Source organism: Stackebrandtia nassauensis DSM 44728, assembly GCF_000024545.1.
In the GTDB taxonomy this organism is placed as follows: domain Bacteria; phylum Actinomycetota; class Actinomycetes; order Mycobacteriales; family Micromonosporaceae; genus Stackebrandtia; species Stackebrandtia nassauensis.
This window is the reverse complement of record NC_013947.1, coordinates 3,060,950-3,074,401: the sequence shown is the minus strand read 5'-3', so window position 1 is coordinate 3,074,401 and position 13,452 is coordinate 3,060,950. Positions and strand designations below refer to the sequence as shown.

15 protein-coding genes are annotated in these 13,452 nt (G+C 69.8%); 7 read left to right on the top strand and 8 right to left on the bottom strand.

Annotation, left to right across the window (positions count from 1 at the left end; genetic code table 11):
• Positions 1-100: 100 nt before the first annotated feature.
• The 6 genes from SNAS_RS14405 to SNAS_RS14380 all read left to right on the top strand — a co-directional run bounded on the left by SNAS_RS14405 (position 101) and on the right by SNAS_RS14380 (position 4,477).
• Entirely contained in the window at positions 101-1,159 is a 1,059-nt protein-coding gene (locus tag SNAS_RS14405) for an NAD-dependent epimerase/dehydratase family protein (protein ID WP_013018169.1), read from the top strand.
• Positions 1,156-1,809, top strand: coding sequence for a glycosyltransferase family 2 protein (locus SNAS_RS14400; protein ID WP_013018168.1), 654 nt, complete (start codon positions 1,156-1,158; stop codon positions 1,807-1,809). The genes SNAS_RS14405 and SNAS_RS14400 overlap by 4 nt, the downstream gene beginning before the upstream one ends.
• Positions 1,806-2,441, top strand: coding sequence for a TIGR04282 family arsenosugar biosynthesis glycosyltransferase (locus SNAS_RS14395; RefSeq protein ID WP_013018167.1), 636 nt, complete (start codon positions 1,806-1,808; stop codon positions 2,439-2,441). The genes SNAS_RS14400 and SNAS_RS14395 overlap by 4 nt, the downstream gene beginning before the upstream one ends.
• Entirely contained in the window at positions 2,438-3,109 is a 672-nt protein-coding gene (locus SNAS_RS14390) for a methyltransferase domain-containing protein (protein ID WP_013018166.1), read from the top strand. Before SNAS_RS14395 ends, SNAS_RS14390 begins: the two co-directional genes overlap by 4 nt.
• A gap of 57 nt (positions 3,110-3,166) precedes the next feature.
• Entirely contained in the window at positions 3,167-3,610 is a 444-nt protein-coding gene (locus tag SNAS_RS14385) for a hypothetical protein (protein WP_041624882.1), read from the top strand.
• A 72-nt stretch (positions 3,611-3,682) separates the two neighbouring features.
• Complete coding sequence (locus SNAS_RS14380) at positions 3,683-4,477, top strand: class I SAM-dependent methyltransferase (protein ID WP_013018164.1); 795 nt, start codon at positions 3,683-3,685, stop codon at positions 4,475-4,477.
• Positions 4,478-4,485: 8 nt separating this feature from the next.
• Here the strand turns inward: SNAS_RS14380 and SNAS_RS37195 are convergent, their stop codons facing one another.
• Entirely contained in the window at positions 4,486-5,874 is a 1,389-nt protein-coding gene (locus SNAS_RS37195) for a hypothetical protein (RefSeq protein ID WP_013018163.1), read from the bottom strand.
• 66 nt (positions 5,875-5,940) lie between these two features.
• Complete coding sequence (locus tag SNAS_RS14370; protein WP_013018162.1) at positions 5,941-6,345, bottom strand: VOC family protein; 405 nt, start codon at positions 6,343-6,345, stop codon at positions 5,941-5,943.
• Positions 6,346-6,449: 104 nt separating this feature from the next.
• Here SNAS_RS14370 and SNAS_RS14365 point away from each other — a divergent pair, with 104 nt between their 5' ends.
• Positions 6,450-7,826 carry an MFS transporter gene (locus SNAS_RS14365; protein ID WP_013018161.1) on the top strand — a complete coding sequence of 459 codons (1,377 nt, stop codon included), beginning with the start codon at positions 6,450-6,452 and terminating at the stop codon, positions 7,824-7,826.
• 1 nt (position 7,827) lies between these two features.
• On the opposite strand, the gene SNAS_RS14360 is transcribed toward SNAS_RS14365, so the two are convergent.
• From SNAS_RS14360 to SNAS_RS14335, 6 genes are read right to left on the bottom strand one after another with little or no spacing between them, the layout of a single operon-like run.
• Entirely contained in the window at positions 7,828-8,604 is a 777-nt protein-coding gene (locus tag SNAS_RS14360; protein WP_013018160.1) for an SDR family oxidoreductase, read from the bottom strand.
• On the bottom strand, positions 8,601-9,344 hold the full coding sequence (locus tag SNAS_RS14355) for an SDR family oxidoreductase (RefSeq protein ID WP_013018159.1): 744 nt from the start codon (positions 9,342-9,344) through the stop codon (positions 8,601-8,603). Before SNAS_RS14355 ends, SNAS_RS14360 begins: the two co-directional genes overlap by 4 nt.
• 22 nt (positions 9,345-9,366) lie before the next feature.
• Positions 9,367-10,116 (bottom strand): 3-oxoacyl-ACP reductase FabG, encoded by a 750-nt coding sequence (fabG, locus tag SNAS_RS14350; protein WP_013018158.1) that lies wholly within the window; start codon positions 10,114-10,116, stop codon positions 9,367-9,369.
• The gene (locus tag SNAS_RS14345) at positions 10,113-11,114 is read right to left on the bottom strand and encodes an NADPH:quinone oxidoreductase family protein (RefSeq protein ID WP_013018157.1); all 1,002 of its coding nucleotides are present in this window, start codon (positions 11,112-11,114) and stop codon (positions 10,113-10,115) included. Before SNAS_RS14345 ends, fabG begins: the two co-directional genes overlap by 4 nt.
• A 13-nt stretch (positions 11,115-11,127) precedes the next feature.
• A complete protein-coding gene (locus tag SNAS_RS14340) occupies positions 11,128-12,246 on the bottom strand; it encodes an acyl-CoA dehydrogenase family protein (RefSeq protein ID WP_013018156.1) in 1,119 nt (372 codons plus the stop codon).
• The gene (locus tag SNAS_RS14335) at positions 12,243-13,433 is read right to left on the bottom strand and encodes an acyl-CoA dehydrogenase family protein (RefSeq protein ID WP_013018155.1); all 1,191 of its coding nucleotides are present in this window, start codon (positions 13,431-13,433) and stop codon (positions 12,243-12,245) included. Before SNAS_RS14335 ends, SNAS_RS14340 begins: the two co-directional genes overlap by 4 nt.
• Between the last annotated feature and the right edge of the window lie 19 nt (positions 13,434-13,452).

The window sequence follows — 13,452 nt, the reverse complement described above, 5'->3', positions numbered from 1 at the left end:
ATTCCGGCGGACGCGGTGGTCGGCCACAGTCCTTAACAGGTCATTACGGACCCGGCCAAACGCTCGCGCGCACCGCGCCGATCTACCTACGGTTCGCAGCATGCGTGTACTTGTCACCGGCGGCGCCGGGTTCATCGGCTCCCGGATCGCCACCGCCCTGCGGCAGGCCGGACACGACGTCGTCATCGCCGACGTCCTGCTCGCCGCCGCCCACGGCCCACATCCCCGCAAGGACCATCCGCACATGTTGTGCGCCGACGTGCGCGATCGCGGCGCCATGCGGCGCGCGTTGCGCCACGTCGACGTCGTATGTCACCAGGCCGCGATGGTGGGACTGGGCAACGGTTTCGCCGACGCCTGCGACTATGTGGACTGCAACGACCTCGGCACGGCCGCGCTGCTGTCGGCCATGGCCGACGCCGGGGTGCGGCGGCTGGTGCTGGCCGGGTCCATGGTGGTGTACGGCGAGGGGGTGTACCACTGCGCCGAGCACGGCCAGGTGCGTCCCGGCCCGCGTCAGGTCGGCGACCTGGACGCCGGGCGCTTCGAGCCGCCGTGCCCGCACTGCGGCGAAGCGCTGTCGCCCGGGCTGGTCGAGGAGACCGCCACCATCGACCCCCGCAACGTCTACGCCGCCACCAAGATCGCGCAGGAGTACCTGGCCTCGGCCTGGGCAAGGGCTTGCGCCGGACGCGTGATCAGCCTGCGGTACCACAATGTGTACGGACCCGGCATGCCCCGGGACACGCCCTACGCGGGGGTGGCGTCGTTCTTCCGCTCCGCACTGGAGAACGGCGAACCGCCGAAGGTCTTCGAGGACGGCGCCCAGCGCCGCGACTTCGTCCACGTCCGCGACATCGCCTCGGCCAACCTGGCGGCGCTGGACGCCGTGTACGCCAACATTCCCGAAGGGACACTGCGGCCCTACAACGTCGCCAGTGGAACCCCGCACACCGTCGGGGAGATGGCCGCCGAGCTGGCCGGTTTCTTCGGCGGGCCCGAACCCGTGGTCACCGGCGAGTACCGGCTGGGCGACGTCCGGCACATCACCGCGTCCACGCGACGCATCCGCTCCGAACTGGACTGGAAACCGCGCGTCGACTTCCGCAAGGGCGTCGCCGAGTTCGCCGCCGCACCGCTACGAGGAGCCGCGACATGACCGAAGCCGACGTGATCCTCCCCTGTCTCAACGAGGCCGAGGCGCTGCCGTGGGTGCTGGAACGCATCCCGGTGCGGTTTCGTCCCATCGTCGTCGACAACGGCTCCACCGACGGCTCAGCGGACCTGGCCGCCTCCCTCGACGCCACCGTGGTGACCGAGACCCGCCGCGGCTTCGGCGCCGCCTGCCACGCGGGCCTGGAGGCCGCCACCGCCGACATCGTGTGCTTCTGCGACTGTGACGCCTCCATGGACCCACGACTGTTGCGCTCCATGGTGGAGTCGATACGCGACGACGACACCGACCTGGTGCTGGGCCGACGCCGCCCCACCACGATGCGCGCCTGGCCGCTGCACGCCCGGTTCGGCAACATCGCGCTGGCCCGGATGGTGCGCCGCCGCACCGGAACCCGGCTGCGGGACCTGGGACCGATGCGGGCCGCGCGCCGTACCGCGCTGCTCGACCTGGGCATCACCGACCGTCGCTCCGGCTATCCACTGGAGATGGTCGTCAAAGCCGCCGACGCGGGCTGGCGCATCGACGAGGTCGACATCCCCTACCTGCCCCGCTCCGGGAAGTCCAAAGTGACCGGAACCTGGCGCGGCACCTGGCAGGCCGTCCACGACATGCGGGAGGTGTTGCAGCGATGACGAACCTGCTGATCATCGCCAAACAGCCGCTGCCCGGCCGGGTCAAGACCCGACTGTCGCCGCGCTACTCCCCCGCCGAGGCCGCGCGACTGGCCGAGGCGGCACTGTCCGACACCCTCACCGTCGCCGCCGGACTGGCGGCCGAGCGCCGCGTCCTGGTCCTGGACGGCGAACCCGGCGACTGGCTGCCGTCCGGCTTCGAGGTGATCCCGCAGCACGGCCACGGCCTGGACGAACGGCTGGCCAACGCGTTCGACGACTGCGGCGGGACCTCGCTGCTGATCGGCATGGACACGCCACAGGTGACCCACGAGATGTTGGCGCCGGTCGTCGAGTCCGGCGACTGGGACTGCGACGCCTGGTTCGGCCCGGCCGCCGACGGCGGGTTCTGGGCCCTGGGGCTGCGCCGTCCCGACCGGCGGCTACTGCTGGGCGTCCCGATGTCCCAGGACCACACCGGAGTCGTGCAACGTCAACGGCTTGTAGACGTGGGCCTGCGGGTGCGCGACCTGCTGCCGCTGCGCGACGTCGACACACCCGGCGATGTGGACACCGTCGCCGCGCTGGCCCCCGACAGCCGGTTCGCCGCCACCGCCCGGCGGCTGCGCCACCCCAGGAAGGCGGCCGCGTGACCCCTGCCGCGACGGCGACCCGCACCCCCGCGGCCTGGGCCGGTCACCTCTACGACGACGCCATCCTGGCCGGTCAGGGCCCACTGTTCCTGCGACGCGACGACGGCTGGATGCTGCCACTGCCGGTGGAGCGATGGTGCGAGCCACCCGACGCCGCCGACACCGGGCTGCTGCGCCGGTGCGGCGGCGCGGTGCTCGACATCGGTTGCGGCCCCGGCAGATTCGTCACCGCGCTGCATCAGCGCGGCCGACCGGTGCTGGGCGTGGACGTCAGCCTCGCCGCGGTGGCCCGCACGGTGGAGACCGGCGCGCCGGCGGTTCGCGGTTCCATATTCGACCCGGTGCCCGAGGAAGGCCGGTGGGACACCGCTTTGCTGGCCGACGGCAATATCGGGATCGGCGGCGACGTGGCGCGGCTGCTGCGGCGAGTGGCGCAGGTCGTTCACCCGGACGGGCGACTGCTGGCGGAACTGGCGTATGACGATGTCGACGAGACCTTGAGCGTGCGGGTCGACGACGGTGACGGACGCAGCGGCGCGGCGTTCCCGTGGGCCCGAGTCGGTGCTTCCGCTGCGGAGCGGTATGCCTCGGTGGCGGGCTGGCGAATCGCCGAGACCTGGTGCCACGAAGCGTCACGGCGACGGTTCGTCTGCCTGCGGCTCACCTGAACCCCGGATTCGTGAGACAGTCGAGGCATCGCGGAGTGACGACGATGCCGGAGGTAAGTGTTGCACCGTAAGGAACCCGACGAACGACCGACATTCAAGGAGATGGTCTTCGACGAGGACCTGCAACGGGAATGGCTGCGCCGCATGGTGAGGGAACTGCCGTGCTTCGGAGTCCCCGAATGGGACGGACGCCTTCAGGTGTCCCGGCACGGCGGCTCGAGAACCGGTGGACTGCACCACATCGGACTGAAGTACGATCGCGACGGCGGCATGCACGTCGAGGTACGCGCCGACGACGAGACTGTCGCCTTCGAACTGTGGGGCGACGAGACGCGATGGTGGGCCGCGGCGACGCACGCCGGACGCGGCGTGGCAGTCACCGCGGTAGGGGTATCGATCGCTGACATCCGACTGGCCAGGATCATCGACCTCGAACCCTACTTCGCCTTTCGTGACGAGATGATGCGGAAAATGCGCGATCCGCTTGACGACCCGGACTGAGGTGGTGCCGCGAGCCGGTCTTGGCGGTGAAACTCGGCGGACAGGCCGCTGTGCCTCGATTAGGGTGCCGGGGTGACCGACACCGACCGCGAGCGCTTGCGCCAGACCTTCACCGAGGACGCCGAACTCTACGACCGTGCCCGGTCGGGGTATCCCGCGCGCATGTACGAGGACCTCGCCGAGTTGACCGGCCTGAAGCCGGACGACCATGTTCTCGAACTGGGTTGCGGTACCGGGCAGGCCACGGTTTCGTTGGCGCGACAGGGTTACCGCGTCACAGCGGTGGAGCTGGGGGCGGGCATGGCCACGGTGGCCCGGCGGAATCTGGCGTCGTTTCCGGACGTCGAGGTGGTCAACTCCTCGTTCGAGGACTGGCCGCTGCCGTCGCGACCGTTCGACGTCGTGTTCTCGGCGACCGCGTTCTACTGGATCGACCCGGACGTGCGGATGGACAAGTCCGCCGACGCGCTGCGGCTTGGTGGGGCACTGGCCACAGTGACCACCCACCATGTCAAGGGTGGCAGCGAAGCGCTGTTCGCGAGGTTCCAGGACTTCTACGAACGATTCGACCCGTCGACACCGCCGGGTCTGAGGCTGGAACCCGGTGACGACATCCCTTGCGACACCAGCGACCTCGAATCTTCGGAGCGGTTCGGACCGCCCGAGTTCCGCCGCTACGAATGGGACCTGGACTACTCCACACAGGAGTATCTCGACGTGTTGCGGACCTACTCCGGGCATCGGGCACTGGATCCCGCCCAGCGCGACGGGCTGTTGGGCGCCATCGGTGACCACATCGACCGCAACGGCGGCCGGATCACCAAGCGCTATATGACGGAGCTGCGCGTCACCCATCGCGTCGGCTGATCGGGAACTCACCAGCTGGTCAGCAGCGCGTGATTGACGACCAGCGCCAACAGTGCCTGCGCGCCCAGCCACAGCCGCCGCCGGTCAGGCAGCAGCGCCGCCGCCGGGATGAGCCACACCGTGAACGGCAGCCAGATCCGTTCGGTCTCGGCCTTGCTCATGCCCGACAGGTCGGCCACCGCGATGGCGACCAGGGCCGCCAACAGCAGCAGCACGAACCGGTCCTGGCCGGTTTTCGGGGATGGCCGTATCGCCGCTGGGGCGGCCACCGCGCTTGGCCGCATCGGGAACCGCCGTATCGCCGCCGGGGCGGCCACCGCGCTGCGGCGCAGTCCCGCCACGACGGCGGGCCCGATGACGATGACGGCGGCCGCGAGGTTCCCCCACACCCAGTACGCGTAGGACCGCACTCCACCGGCGCCCTGGTCATAGCGTTCGGCGAGCAGGAAATACGCCTCCCACCAGTAGAAGCCCGCGAGCGTGAAGGCCAACGGCACCACGCACGCGCCTATGAGGACCAACGGCAGCGGCCGGGCGGTGCGGGTGATGAGCAGGACCCCCACCGCCACGACGGCGATCAGCGTCAGCCCATACGACAGGTACACCGCCGCCCCGAACAGCAGTCCGGCCCCCAGCGCCACCAGCCACGGCCACCGGCACTCGCGCCGCGCGGCCAGCACCAGCAGCGCGATCCCCCACGCGGCGACGGCCGCGAAGTAGCCGTCGGCCGACACCCCGATCCAGATCGCTGCCGGACTCAACACCAGGAACGGAGCCGAGCGCCGGGCGAGGTCCTCCCCGGCCAGTGCCCGCACGGCGACCAGTATCGCCGCCACCGCCGAGCAACCCACCACAATGCACCACACCCCGGCCCAGGCTCCCCCGCCCAGGCCGAGCCGATCCAAGCCGACGAACGTCAGCACCGCCCCGGGCGGATGCCCCGCCACGTGGGCGGGCCAGTTCGCGGGGGCGTCGATGAGGATGTGATCGCTGTAGCCGCGCAGGGCCGCGCCGATGTCGTCGAAGCGCCCGATGATCGACAGGTACTCGTTGTCGCTGGTCAGCTGCCCGGCAATGCCGCGACGCCAGCCGTCGACAAGCGCCAGCGCGAAGGTCCAGGCGATCGCGGCCAGCCACGCCACCACCACGAGTGCCCGCCACCGCAACCGCGCGGCCAGCACCGGCCCGTAGCCGATCACGGCCACCGCGACGGCGATCGCCAGCGGAGTCCCGGCACCGAAGTGCGGTATGGGTTTGGCCGACAGCGGCGGCCAGTACACGCCGCTGTCGGCCACCGGTTCCACGGACAGCCCGACCCAGAACGCGGCACCGACCAGCGCCGCGCCGCAGGCCACGGCGATCAGGTCCGGGTTCGGCCAACCCTTGAGTTTCCGCACCCGGTCACGGTAGGTCGTCGACGACCGCCAGGGCCGCCATGTCACAAATCCGTTAGATTCGCGTCCTCAGCCCCAGTCGCGTGTGGACAACACCAGCCGGTACCCGTCGGGGTCCTCGATCGTGACACCCCATTCGTCCCAGTACGGGTTGCGGGCGGTCACCCGACGGCCACCGCACCGCTCCAGCCGTTCCACGAGCTCGTCGGGAACCGGTCCATTGAGGTAGATCACCAGCAGGTCCTCGTCGGTGGGGGTCGGTTTCACCGGCTCCCCCGGGTGGTCGGCCAACTCCAGGTGCCAGGCGGCGTCGGTCCAGCCGACCATCAGCAGGGCGTATTCGGTGTGGTCGTCGGTGGCCGGGTCGACGCGCCACAACACGTCCAGGCCCAGGCCCTCCACCCAGAAGCGTTCGGCCGCCTGGAGGTTCGTCGACGGACGGGCGATGCGTACATGTGCGTTGGCGTAAGTCATGGGGGCGATTGTGCAACGACCGATGCCGCGAACGCTTCACACGTAATACAAGTCACGCGGAAAGCGCTTGACCTCAACCATGGTTGAAGGAGCAGGATCAACGAGTGAGAAAATTGTGGGTACTGGCCGCACTGTGCGCGGCCCAGTTCATGGCCATTGTGAACATCAGCGTGGTCAATGTGGCCTTGCCCGCGATACAAAAAGACCTCGACACCTCCCTGGCGGGCCTGCAGTGGGTCCTCAACGCGTTCACCATCTGCATCTCCGCGCTGACGCTGGCCGGGGGCTCGCTGGGTGACCGGTTCGGACGCAAGCGCGTGTTCGTCACCGGCCTGGCCGCGTTCATCGTGGGCACCGTCGTTTGTGCTGTGTCGGTGAACCTGGGCATGCTCATCACCGGTCGACTGATCCAGGGAATCGCGGCCGCGCTGCTGCTCCCCGGTTCACTGTCCATTCTGGCGCAGACGTTCACCGACCCCGCCGAACGCGTCCGCAGGATCGGGATCTGGGCGGCGGTGTCGGCCGTGGGCCTCGTCATCGGACCGGTGGTCGGTGGCGTACTCATCCAGGCGTTCGGCTGGCCGTCGCTGTTCTGGCTGTGCGTCCCGTTGGGCGTCACGGCACTGATCGCGACCCTGGTGTTCGTGCCCGAATCGGCCAACCCCGAGCACGCCGCGATCGACCCGCTGGGCCAGATCCTGGCGATGCTGTCGCTGGGCTCGCTGTCGTTCGGGCTCATCCGCTTGGGCGACAAGGGCTGGGACGACACCGTGGCCCTGATCGTCACCGGAACCGCGCTGGTGCTGTTCGTGGTGTTCATCGTGGTCGAACTGCGTACCCGGACCCCGATGCTGCCGGTGCGGCTGTTCGCCGACCGCAGCTTCGCCGCCATGAACTTCGCCTCCGCCAGCCTCGGCTTCGGACCGTACACGATGTACGCGTTCCTGGCCCTGTACCTGCAACAGGAACGCGACTTCTCGGCGCTGTCGGCGGGCCTGGCCTTCGTCCCGATGTCGATAGCCACCGCGATCGTCGCGCCGCTGGCCGGACGCTGGGTGGGTGCCTCCGGCCCGGTTCCGGCGATGCTGGCCGGATACGGCTCCTCGGCCGTGGGCCTGGCGGGTGTGGCCCTGTTCGACGCCCACACGTCCTGGTTCCTGATGGGCCCCGTGTTCGTCCTCATCGGCGTCGGCATGGGCTTGTCGATGACCCCCACGACCAACGGCGCCGTGGACGCCGTGCCCCGCGAACGCTCGGGCATCGCCTCGGCCACGATCAACACCACCCGCCAGACCGGCCTGGCCATCGGCATCGCCCTACTGGGGGCGATGGTGTCGGCGCAGGACAACTTCCTCACCGGCCTTCGGCTGGTGGCCGCGGTGACGGCACTGGTGTCGCTGATCGCGGTGGTGTACATCCTGGCCGGACGCGTCGCCACCCGTCCCCGCACTCCGGCGGAGGCGACGGCTTCGGCCAGCTGATTCAGGTCGCGGCGGGGTCGGCCTCGATGGTGGACTGGATCTGCCGCAACGCGGTTTGCCAGCGGTCGGGGTCGGTGGCGCGGCGGGCGTACATCTTGGCGACCTCGGGGTGCGGGAGGATGAGGAACGGGCCGTCGTCCAGAGCGTCGGCCACCGCGTCGGCCACGGCTTCGGGGGCGATCGCCGCCGGTTCCAGGAGTACTTCGCCGTAGCGGCCGATGTCGTTGATCATGTTGGTGCGCACCCCGAGCGGGCAGATGGCCTGGGTTCGGATTCCTTTGTCGCCGTAGGTGATGGTCATCCATTCGGCGAAGGCCAGGGCCGCGTGTTTGGTGGCCGAGTAGGGGGCGGCGCCCAGCATCGTCAACAGGCCCGCCGCCGACACGGTGGTCAGCAGGTGGCCCCGGCCGCGTTCCAGCCAGGGGCCGATGAGGACGCGGCTGGCCCGGACGTGAGCCATCACGTTGACCTGCCAGGCGCGGTCCCAGTCCTCGTCGGGGGCCTGTTCGGAGCCGCCCGCCGGTACTCCGGCGTTGGCGCAGTACAGGTCGATCTCGCCGAAGCGTTGCCGGACTTCGGTTATCAGGTGCTCGGGATGTACCGCGTCGGCGGCGATGGCCACCCCGTCGATGTCGGCGGCCACCGCCGCTGCCGCGTCCGGGTCTAGGTCGTTGACGACGACGGTGGCCTTGTCGGCGGCGAAGCGGCGCGCCAAGGCCGCGCCGATGCCGTTGCCGCCGCCGGTGACCACGACGACCGCGCCCTGCCGCACCGTCATGTCAGGCCGCCCATCAGGGTCAGTCCGCCGTCCACGACGAGGGTCTGGCCGGTCATCCAGCTGGCTTCCTCGGACAGCAGGAAGGCCGCGGCTCCGGCGACGTCGGCGGGGACGCCGAGCCGTTCCAGTGGGTAGGGTGCGGCGGCCTGTTCCTCGCGGCCGGAGTACAGCGCGGCGGCGAACTTCGTCTTGACCACCGCCGGTGCCACCGCGTTGACGCGGATGCCGGGGCTCAGTTCGACCGCCAGTTGTGCGGTCAGCTGGATCATCGCGGCTTTGGTGACGCCGTAGAAGCCCAGGCCGGGGGCCGGTTTGAGTCCGGCGACCGAGGCGATGTTGACGATCGCGCCGCCGCGTTCGCCCATGGACGCGGCGTGTGCCTTCTTGGTCCAGGCCAGCACCGTCAGCAGGTTGATGTCGACCATCTTGCGGGCGACGTCGAGGTCGAGGTCGAGCAGTGGGCCGAAGACCGGGTTGGTGCCGGTGTTGTTGACGAGCAGGTCGATGCCGCCGAACGCGTCGACGGTGCGTGCGATCGCTTCGTCCTGGTGTGCCGGGTCGTGGGCTTTGCCCGCCACGCCGATGGCGGATTTGGGGCCGCCCAACGTTTCCACGGCTTCGGCGAGGGTTTCGGGGTCGCGGGCGGTGACGCAGACGCGGTCGCCGCGGTCCACCAGGGCCTGTGCGATGCCCAGTCCGATGCCCCGGCTCGCGCCGGTGATGATGGCCGTTCGTGTCATGGTCTCTCCTCGTCGGTTGTGGTCAGTCGACCGGGCCACCGGCCACGTAGATGACCTGTCCGGATACAAAGGACGCGCCTTCTCCGGCCAGGAAGGACACCGTGTTGGCGATGTCCTCGGGTGTTCCCACTCGTCCCAGCGGTATCTGTTCGGCGGCGGCGCGGTGCAGTTCCTCGGTCGTCATGCCCAGGCGGCGCGCGGTGGCCGCGGTCATGTCGGTGGCGATGAAGCCCGGGGCGATCGCGTTGACGGTGATGCCGAACTTGCCCAGCTCGATCGCGAGTGTCTTGGTGAAGCCCTGTAGACCGGCCTTGGCGGCGGAGTAGTTGGCCTGGCCTCGGTTTCCCAGTGCTGATTTGCTGGACAGGTTGATGATCCGGCCATCTCGCCGCTGGGTCATGAACTCCTGGACGGCGCGGGTCATGAGGAAGGCGCCGCGCAGGTGCACGCCGATGACGGAGTCCCAGTCGTCCTCGCTCATCTTGAACAGCAGGTTGTCCCTGGTGATCCCGGCGTTGTTGACCAGGACCGTCGGTGGGCCGAGTTCCTCGGCGACCCGCGCCACCGCGTCGGTCACGGCACCGGAGTCAGCGACGTCGGCGCCCACGGCCAGGGCCCGGCCGCCGGAGTCGGTGATGCGTTGGACGCCGTCGGCGCAAGCGGTTTCGTCGAGGTCCAGCAGTGCGACCTGGAGGCCGTCGTGTGCCAGTCGCGCGGCGACGGCGGCGCCGATGCCGCGGGCGGCTCCGGTGACGATCGCGGTGCGGGTCATGGCGTGCTCCCGGCGGTGGGTTCGCAGACGACGCGTCCGCTGGTGTGGCCGTCGCCGAGCCGCCGCAGGCCGTCGGCGGTGTCGGCAAGGGACAGTCGCTCGGTGACCAGCGGCGTGATCGCTCCGGCGTCAGCCAGTGTCGTCAGGTGCCGGTGGCATTCGACGACCGCGCCGGGATCGTGCCGCAAGTACAGTCCCCAGTGGAGTCCGAGGATGGAGTAGTTCTTGATCAGCGCGTGGTTGAGTCCGGGTTTGGGTATGGTGCCACCGGCGAAGCCGACGACCAGGATCCGGCCTTCGAAGGCGACGCATTTGGTGGAGCCCGCGTAGGCGTCGCCACCGACGGGGTCGAAGATGACGTCGGCGCCGCGTCCGTCGGTGAAGTCCTTGACCGCCTTGACGAAGTCGGCGTCGCGCCGGTCGATCACGAGGTCGGCGCCCAGTTCGGCGCAGTGGCGGGCTTTGTCCGCCCCGCCGACGACGCCGATGACCGTGGCACCGGCGGCTTTGCCGAGTTGCACCGCCGCGCTGCCCACGCCACCGGCGGCGGCGTGCACCAAGAGGGTTTCACCGGGCTGCAACCGGGCTCGGCGGTGCAGCGCGAACCAGCCGGTCTGGTAGGCGATGCCCAGTGCCGAGGCTTGGGCGTCGTCCAGCGCTTTGGGGGCCGGGTAGGCGGCCGAGTCCTCCAGGATCGCCAGTTCGGCGAAGGCGCCGTCGGGTGGCGCCGGGTTGCCGATGACGCGGTCGCCGACGGCGAACCGGTTGACGCCCGCGCCGACCGCCAGGACGGTGCCGCACAGTTCCACTCCGAGTGTCATCGGCAGCGGCGGCGCGAACTGGTACTGGCCCCGGCACAGCAGCAGGTCCGGGAAGCTCAGCGGCGCCGCCAACACCGACACCAGCAGCTGGCCGTCGGCGACCGTCGGGTCGGGTATCTCCTCCACGGACAGCACCTCGCCGGGTTCTCCGGTTTGGTGGCATCGCAGTGCTTTCACGGGCCAGCTCCTCTCAGTGGGACGGCAGATCGACCAGTTGGGACAGTCGGTTCCGGTAGCGATGGGCGGCGCCGAGGGCGAGCTGGTCGGCCTTGGCGCGCTTCAGGTAGAGATGCGCGGGGTACTCCCAGGTCATGGCGATACCGGCGTGCAGTTGTACGCATTCCTCGGCGGCAAGGACGGCGGCGTCGCCGCAGAACGACTGCGCCACGCACACGGCGATCTCGGTGTCCAGGTCGCGACGGGCGTAGGTGTCGGCGGCGTAGCGGGCCAGGGCGCCGGTCTGTCCCACTTGGAGCCACAGGTTCGCCATGCGGTGCTTGACGGCCTGGAACGAGCCGATGGTCCGGCCGAACTGGCGACGTTGCTTCAGGTAGGCCAGTGTGGTGTCCAGGCACCAGGACGCGACACCGTACTGTTCGGACGGCAACAACGCTGCCGCGCACAGCAGTGCCTGCCGGATGGCGGCCTCGGCGTCGCCGGAGTCGATGCGGGTGGAGGCCGCACCGGACAGCGTGATGTCCGTCAGCGGCCGGGTCATGTCGAGTGCGGTCGCGGGGGTCATGGTCACGCCGTCGGCCGGGAGCGTCACCTGGTGCAGCTGGACGCCGTCGCCGTCGGACACCGGGACGAGCAGTACGTCGGCCAGTTCGGTACCGGCCACAGTGGTGATACGGCCGGTCAGTCCGGTGTCGTCGGCCGAGACGGTCGGTGTCAGGTCGTCGGGGGACGTCGACAGCGGTACGGCCAGGGCGGCAGTGGAGTCGCCAGAGGCCAATCGCCGCAGCGTTTCCCGCTCGCCGATGGTCGACAGGGCGACGGTCGCCAGTACCGCGCTGCTCAGGAACGGCACCGGGGCCGCGGCGCGACCCAGTTCCTCCAGCACCACGGCGGCTTCCCGGGCGCCCAGTCCCGCGCCGCCGCACGATTCCGGGATCAGGATCGCGGCCAGGCCGAGGTCGACGGCGATCGCCTTCCACAGTCCGGAGGCGTCCAGTGTGGTGTCGTAGCCGGACACCACCCACTCGGGTGGGCACCGGTCGTCCAGCAGCCGCCGCAGGCTGGCGCGCAGTTCGGTCTCGGTTTCGGAGTACAGCAGGTCGGCGGCCGGTGGCGTCGGGAGAGTGTTCATCGCGGCAGGTCCTTCCAGGCGATGTCCTTGTCGGCGCGCGGTTCGGGCGCCAGTCCCAGGACCCGTTCGGCGATCACGTTGAGCAGGATCTCGGAGGTGCCACCCTCGATCGAGTTGCCCTTGGCGCGCAGGTACCGGTAGCCGGGTTCGCGGCCGGTGTAGTCGACCTTGTCGGGTCGCCGCATCGTCCAGTCGTCGTAGCGCAGGCCGTCCTCGCCGCGCAGTTCGAGGTCGAATCCGGACACTTCCTGCGCCGAGCGGGCGAACAGGACCTTCATGCCCGAGCCCTCAGGGCCGGGTTGGCCGTTGGCCAGTTGCTGCCGGAGTCGTTCGCCGGTGATGCGGATGGCCTCGGCGTCCACCCACAGCCGCATCAGCCGGTCGTGCATCCCCGGATGTCGCCACTGTGGATTGTCGCGCCAGGTGGCGGCGACCCTGCCGATCATGCCACCCTCGCGGGGAGCGCCGGAGCCGATCGCGACCCGTTCGTTGTTGAGGGTCGTCGTGGCCACCTTCCAGCCCTGGCCGATCTCGCCGAGCCGCAGCGAGTCGGGAACGCGGACGTCGGTGAGGAACACCTCGTTGAACTCGGCCTCGCCGGTGAGCTGCCGCAGTGGCCGGACCTCCACGCCGGGATCGCGCATGTCGCAGACGAAGTAGGTGAGTCCCGCGTGTTTGGGGAGGTCCGGGTCGCTGCGCGCCAACAGGATCGCCATGTCGGCGTTGTGGGCTCCCGAGGTCCACACCTTCTGGCCGTTGACGATCCACTCGTCGCCGTCGCGGCGCGCGCTGGTGGCCACCGCCGCCAGGTCGGATCCGGCTTCGGGTTCGCTGAACAGCTGGCAGTAGACGTGTTCGTTGGTGAAGATCGGCCGCAGCAGCGTTCGTCGCTGTTCGTCGGTACCGAAGGCCACGATGGTGGGTGCGGCCATGCCCAGGCCGATGCCGTTGTGTTCCCGCAGCAGCATGGGCGCGTCGGCGGCTTCCAGTCGGGCGTCGACGAGTTTCTGGAACCGTTGCGGCAGACCTAGTCCGCCCAGTCCCGGCGGAAAGTCCACTCGGGCCAGTCCGGCGTCGAACAGGGCGCCGCGAAACTCCTGCGGATCGGTGGTGGCCGGGTCGTGGTCCCGCAGCAGCGTCGCCACCCGGGCGGTCAGATCCGGTTCGATGGACTCGGTGTCGCTCATGGCTCGCGCCTTTCGGTGG

Excerpts from the sequence above, each read along its gene's own strand:
- fabG (WP_013018158.1), bottom strand. The coding sequence starts at position 10,116 with ATGACCCGCACCGCGATCGTCACCGGAGCCGCCCGCGGCATCGGCGCC.
- SNAS_RS14355 (WP_013018159.1), bottom strand. The coding sequence starts at position 9,344 with ATGACACGAACGGCCATCATCACCGGCGCGAGCCGGGGCATCGGACTG.
- SNAS_RS14335 (WP_013018155.1), bottom strand. The coding sequence starts at position 13,433 with ATGAGCGACACCGAGTCCATCGAACCGGATCTGACCGCCCGGGTGGCG.
- SNAS_RS14395 (WP_013018167.1), top strand. The coding sequence starts at position 1,806 with ATGACGAACCTGCTGATCATCGCCAAACAGCCGCTGCCCGGCCGGGTC.
- SNAS_RS14340 (WP_013018156.1), bottom strand. The coding sequence starts at position 12,246 with ATGAACACTCTCCCGACGCCACCGGCCGCCGACCTGCTGTACTCCGAA.
- SNAS_RS14360 (WP_013018160.1), bottom strand. The coding sequence starts at position 8,604 with ATGACGGTGCGGCAGGGCGCGGTCGTCGTGGTCACCGGCGGCGGCAAC.
- SNAS_RS14400 (WP_013018168.1), top strand. The coding sequence starts at position 1,156 with ATGACCGAAGCCGACGTGATCCTCCCCTGTCTCAACGAGGCCGAGGCG.
- SNAS_RS14370 (WP_013018162.1), bottom strand. The coding sequence starts at position 6,345 with ATGACTTACGCCAACGCACATGTACGCATCGCCCGTCCGTCGACGAAC.
- SNAS_RS14405 (WP_013018169.1), top strand. The coding sequence starts at position 101 with ATGCGTGTACTTGTCACCGGCGGCGCCGGGTTCATCGGCTCCCGGATC.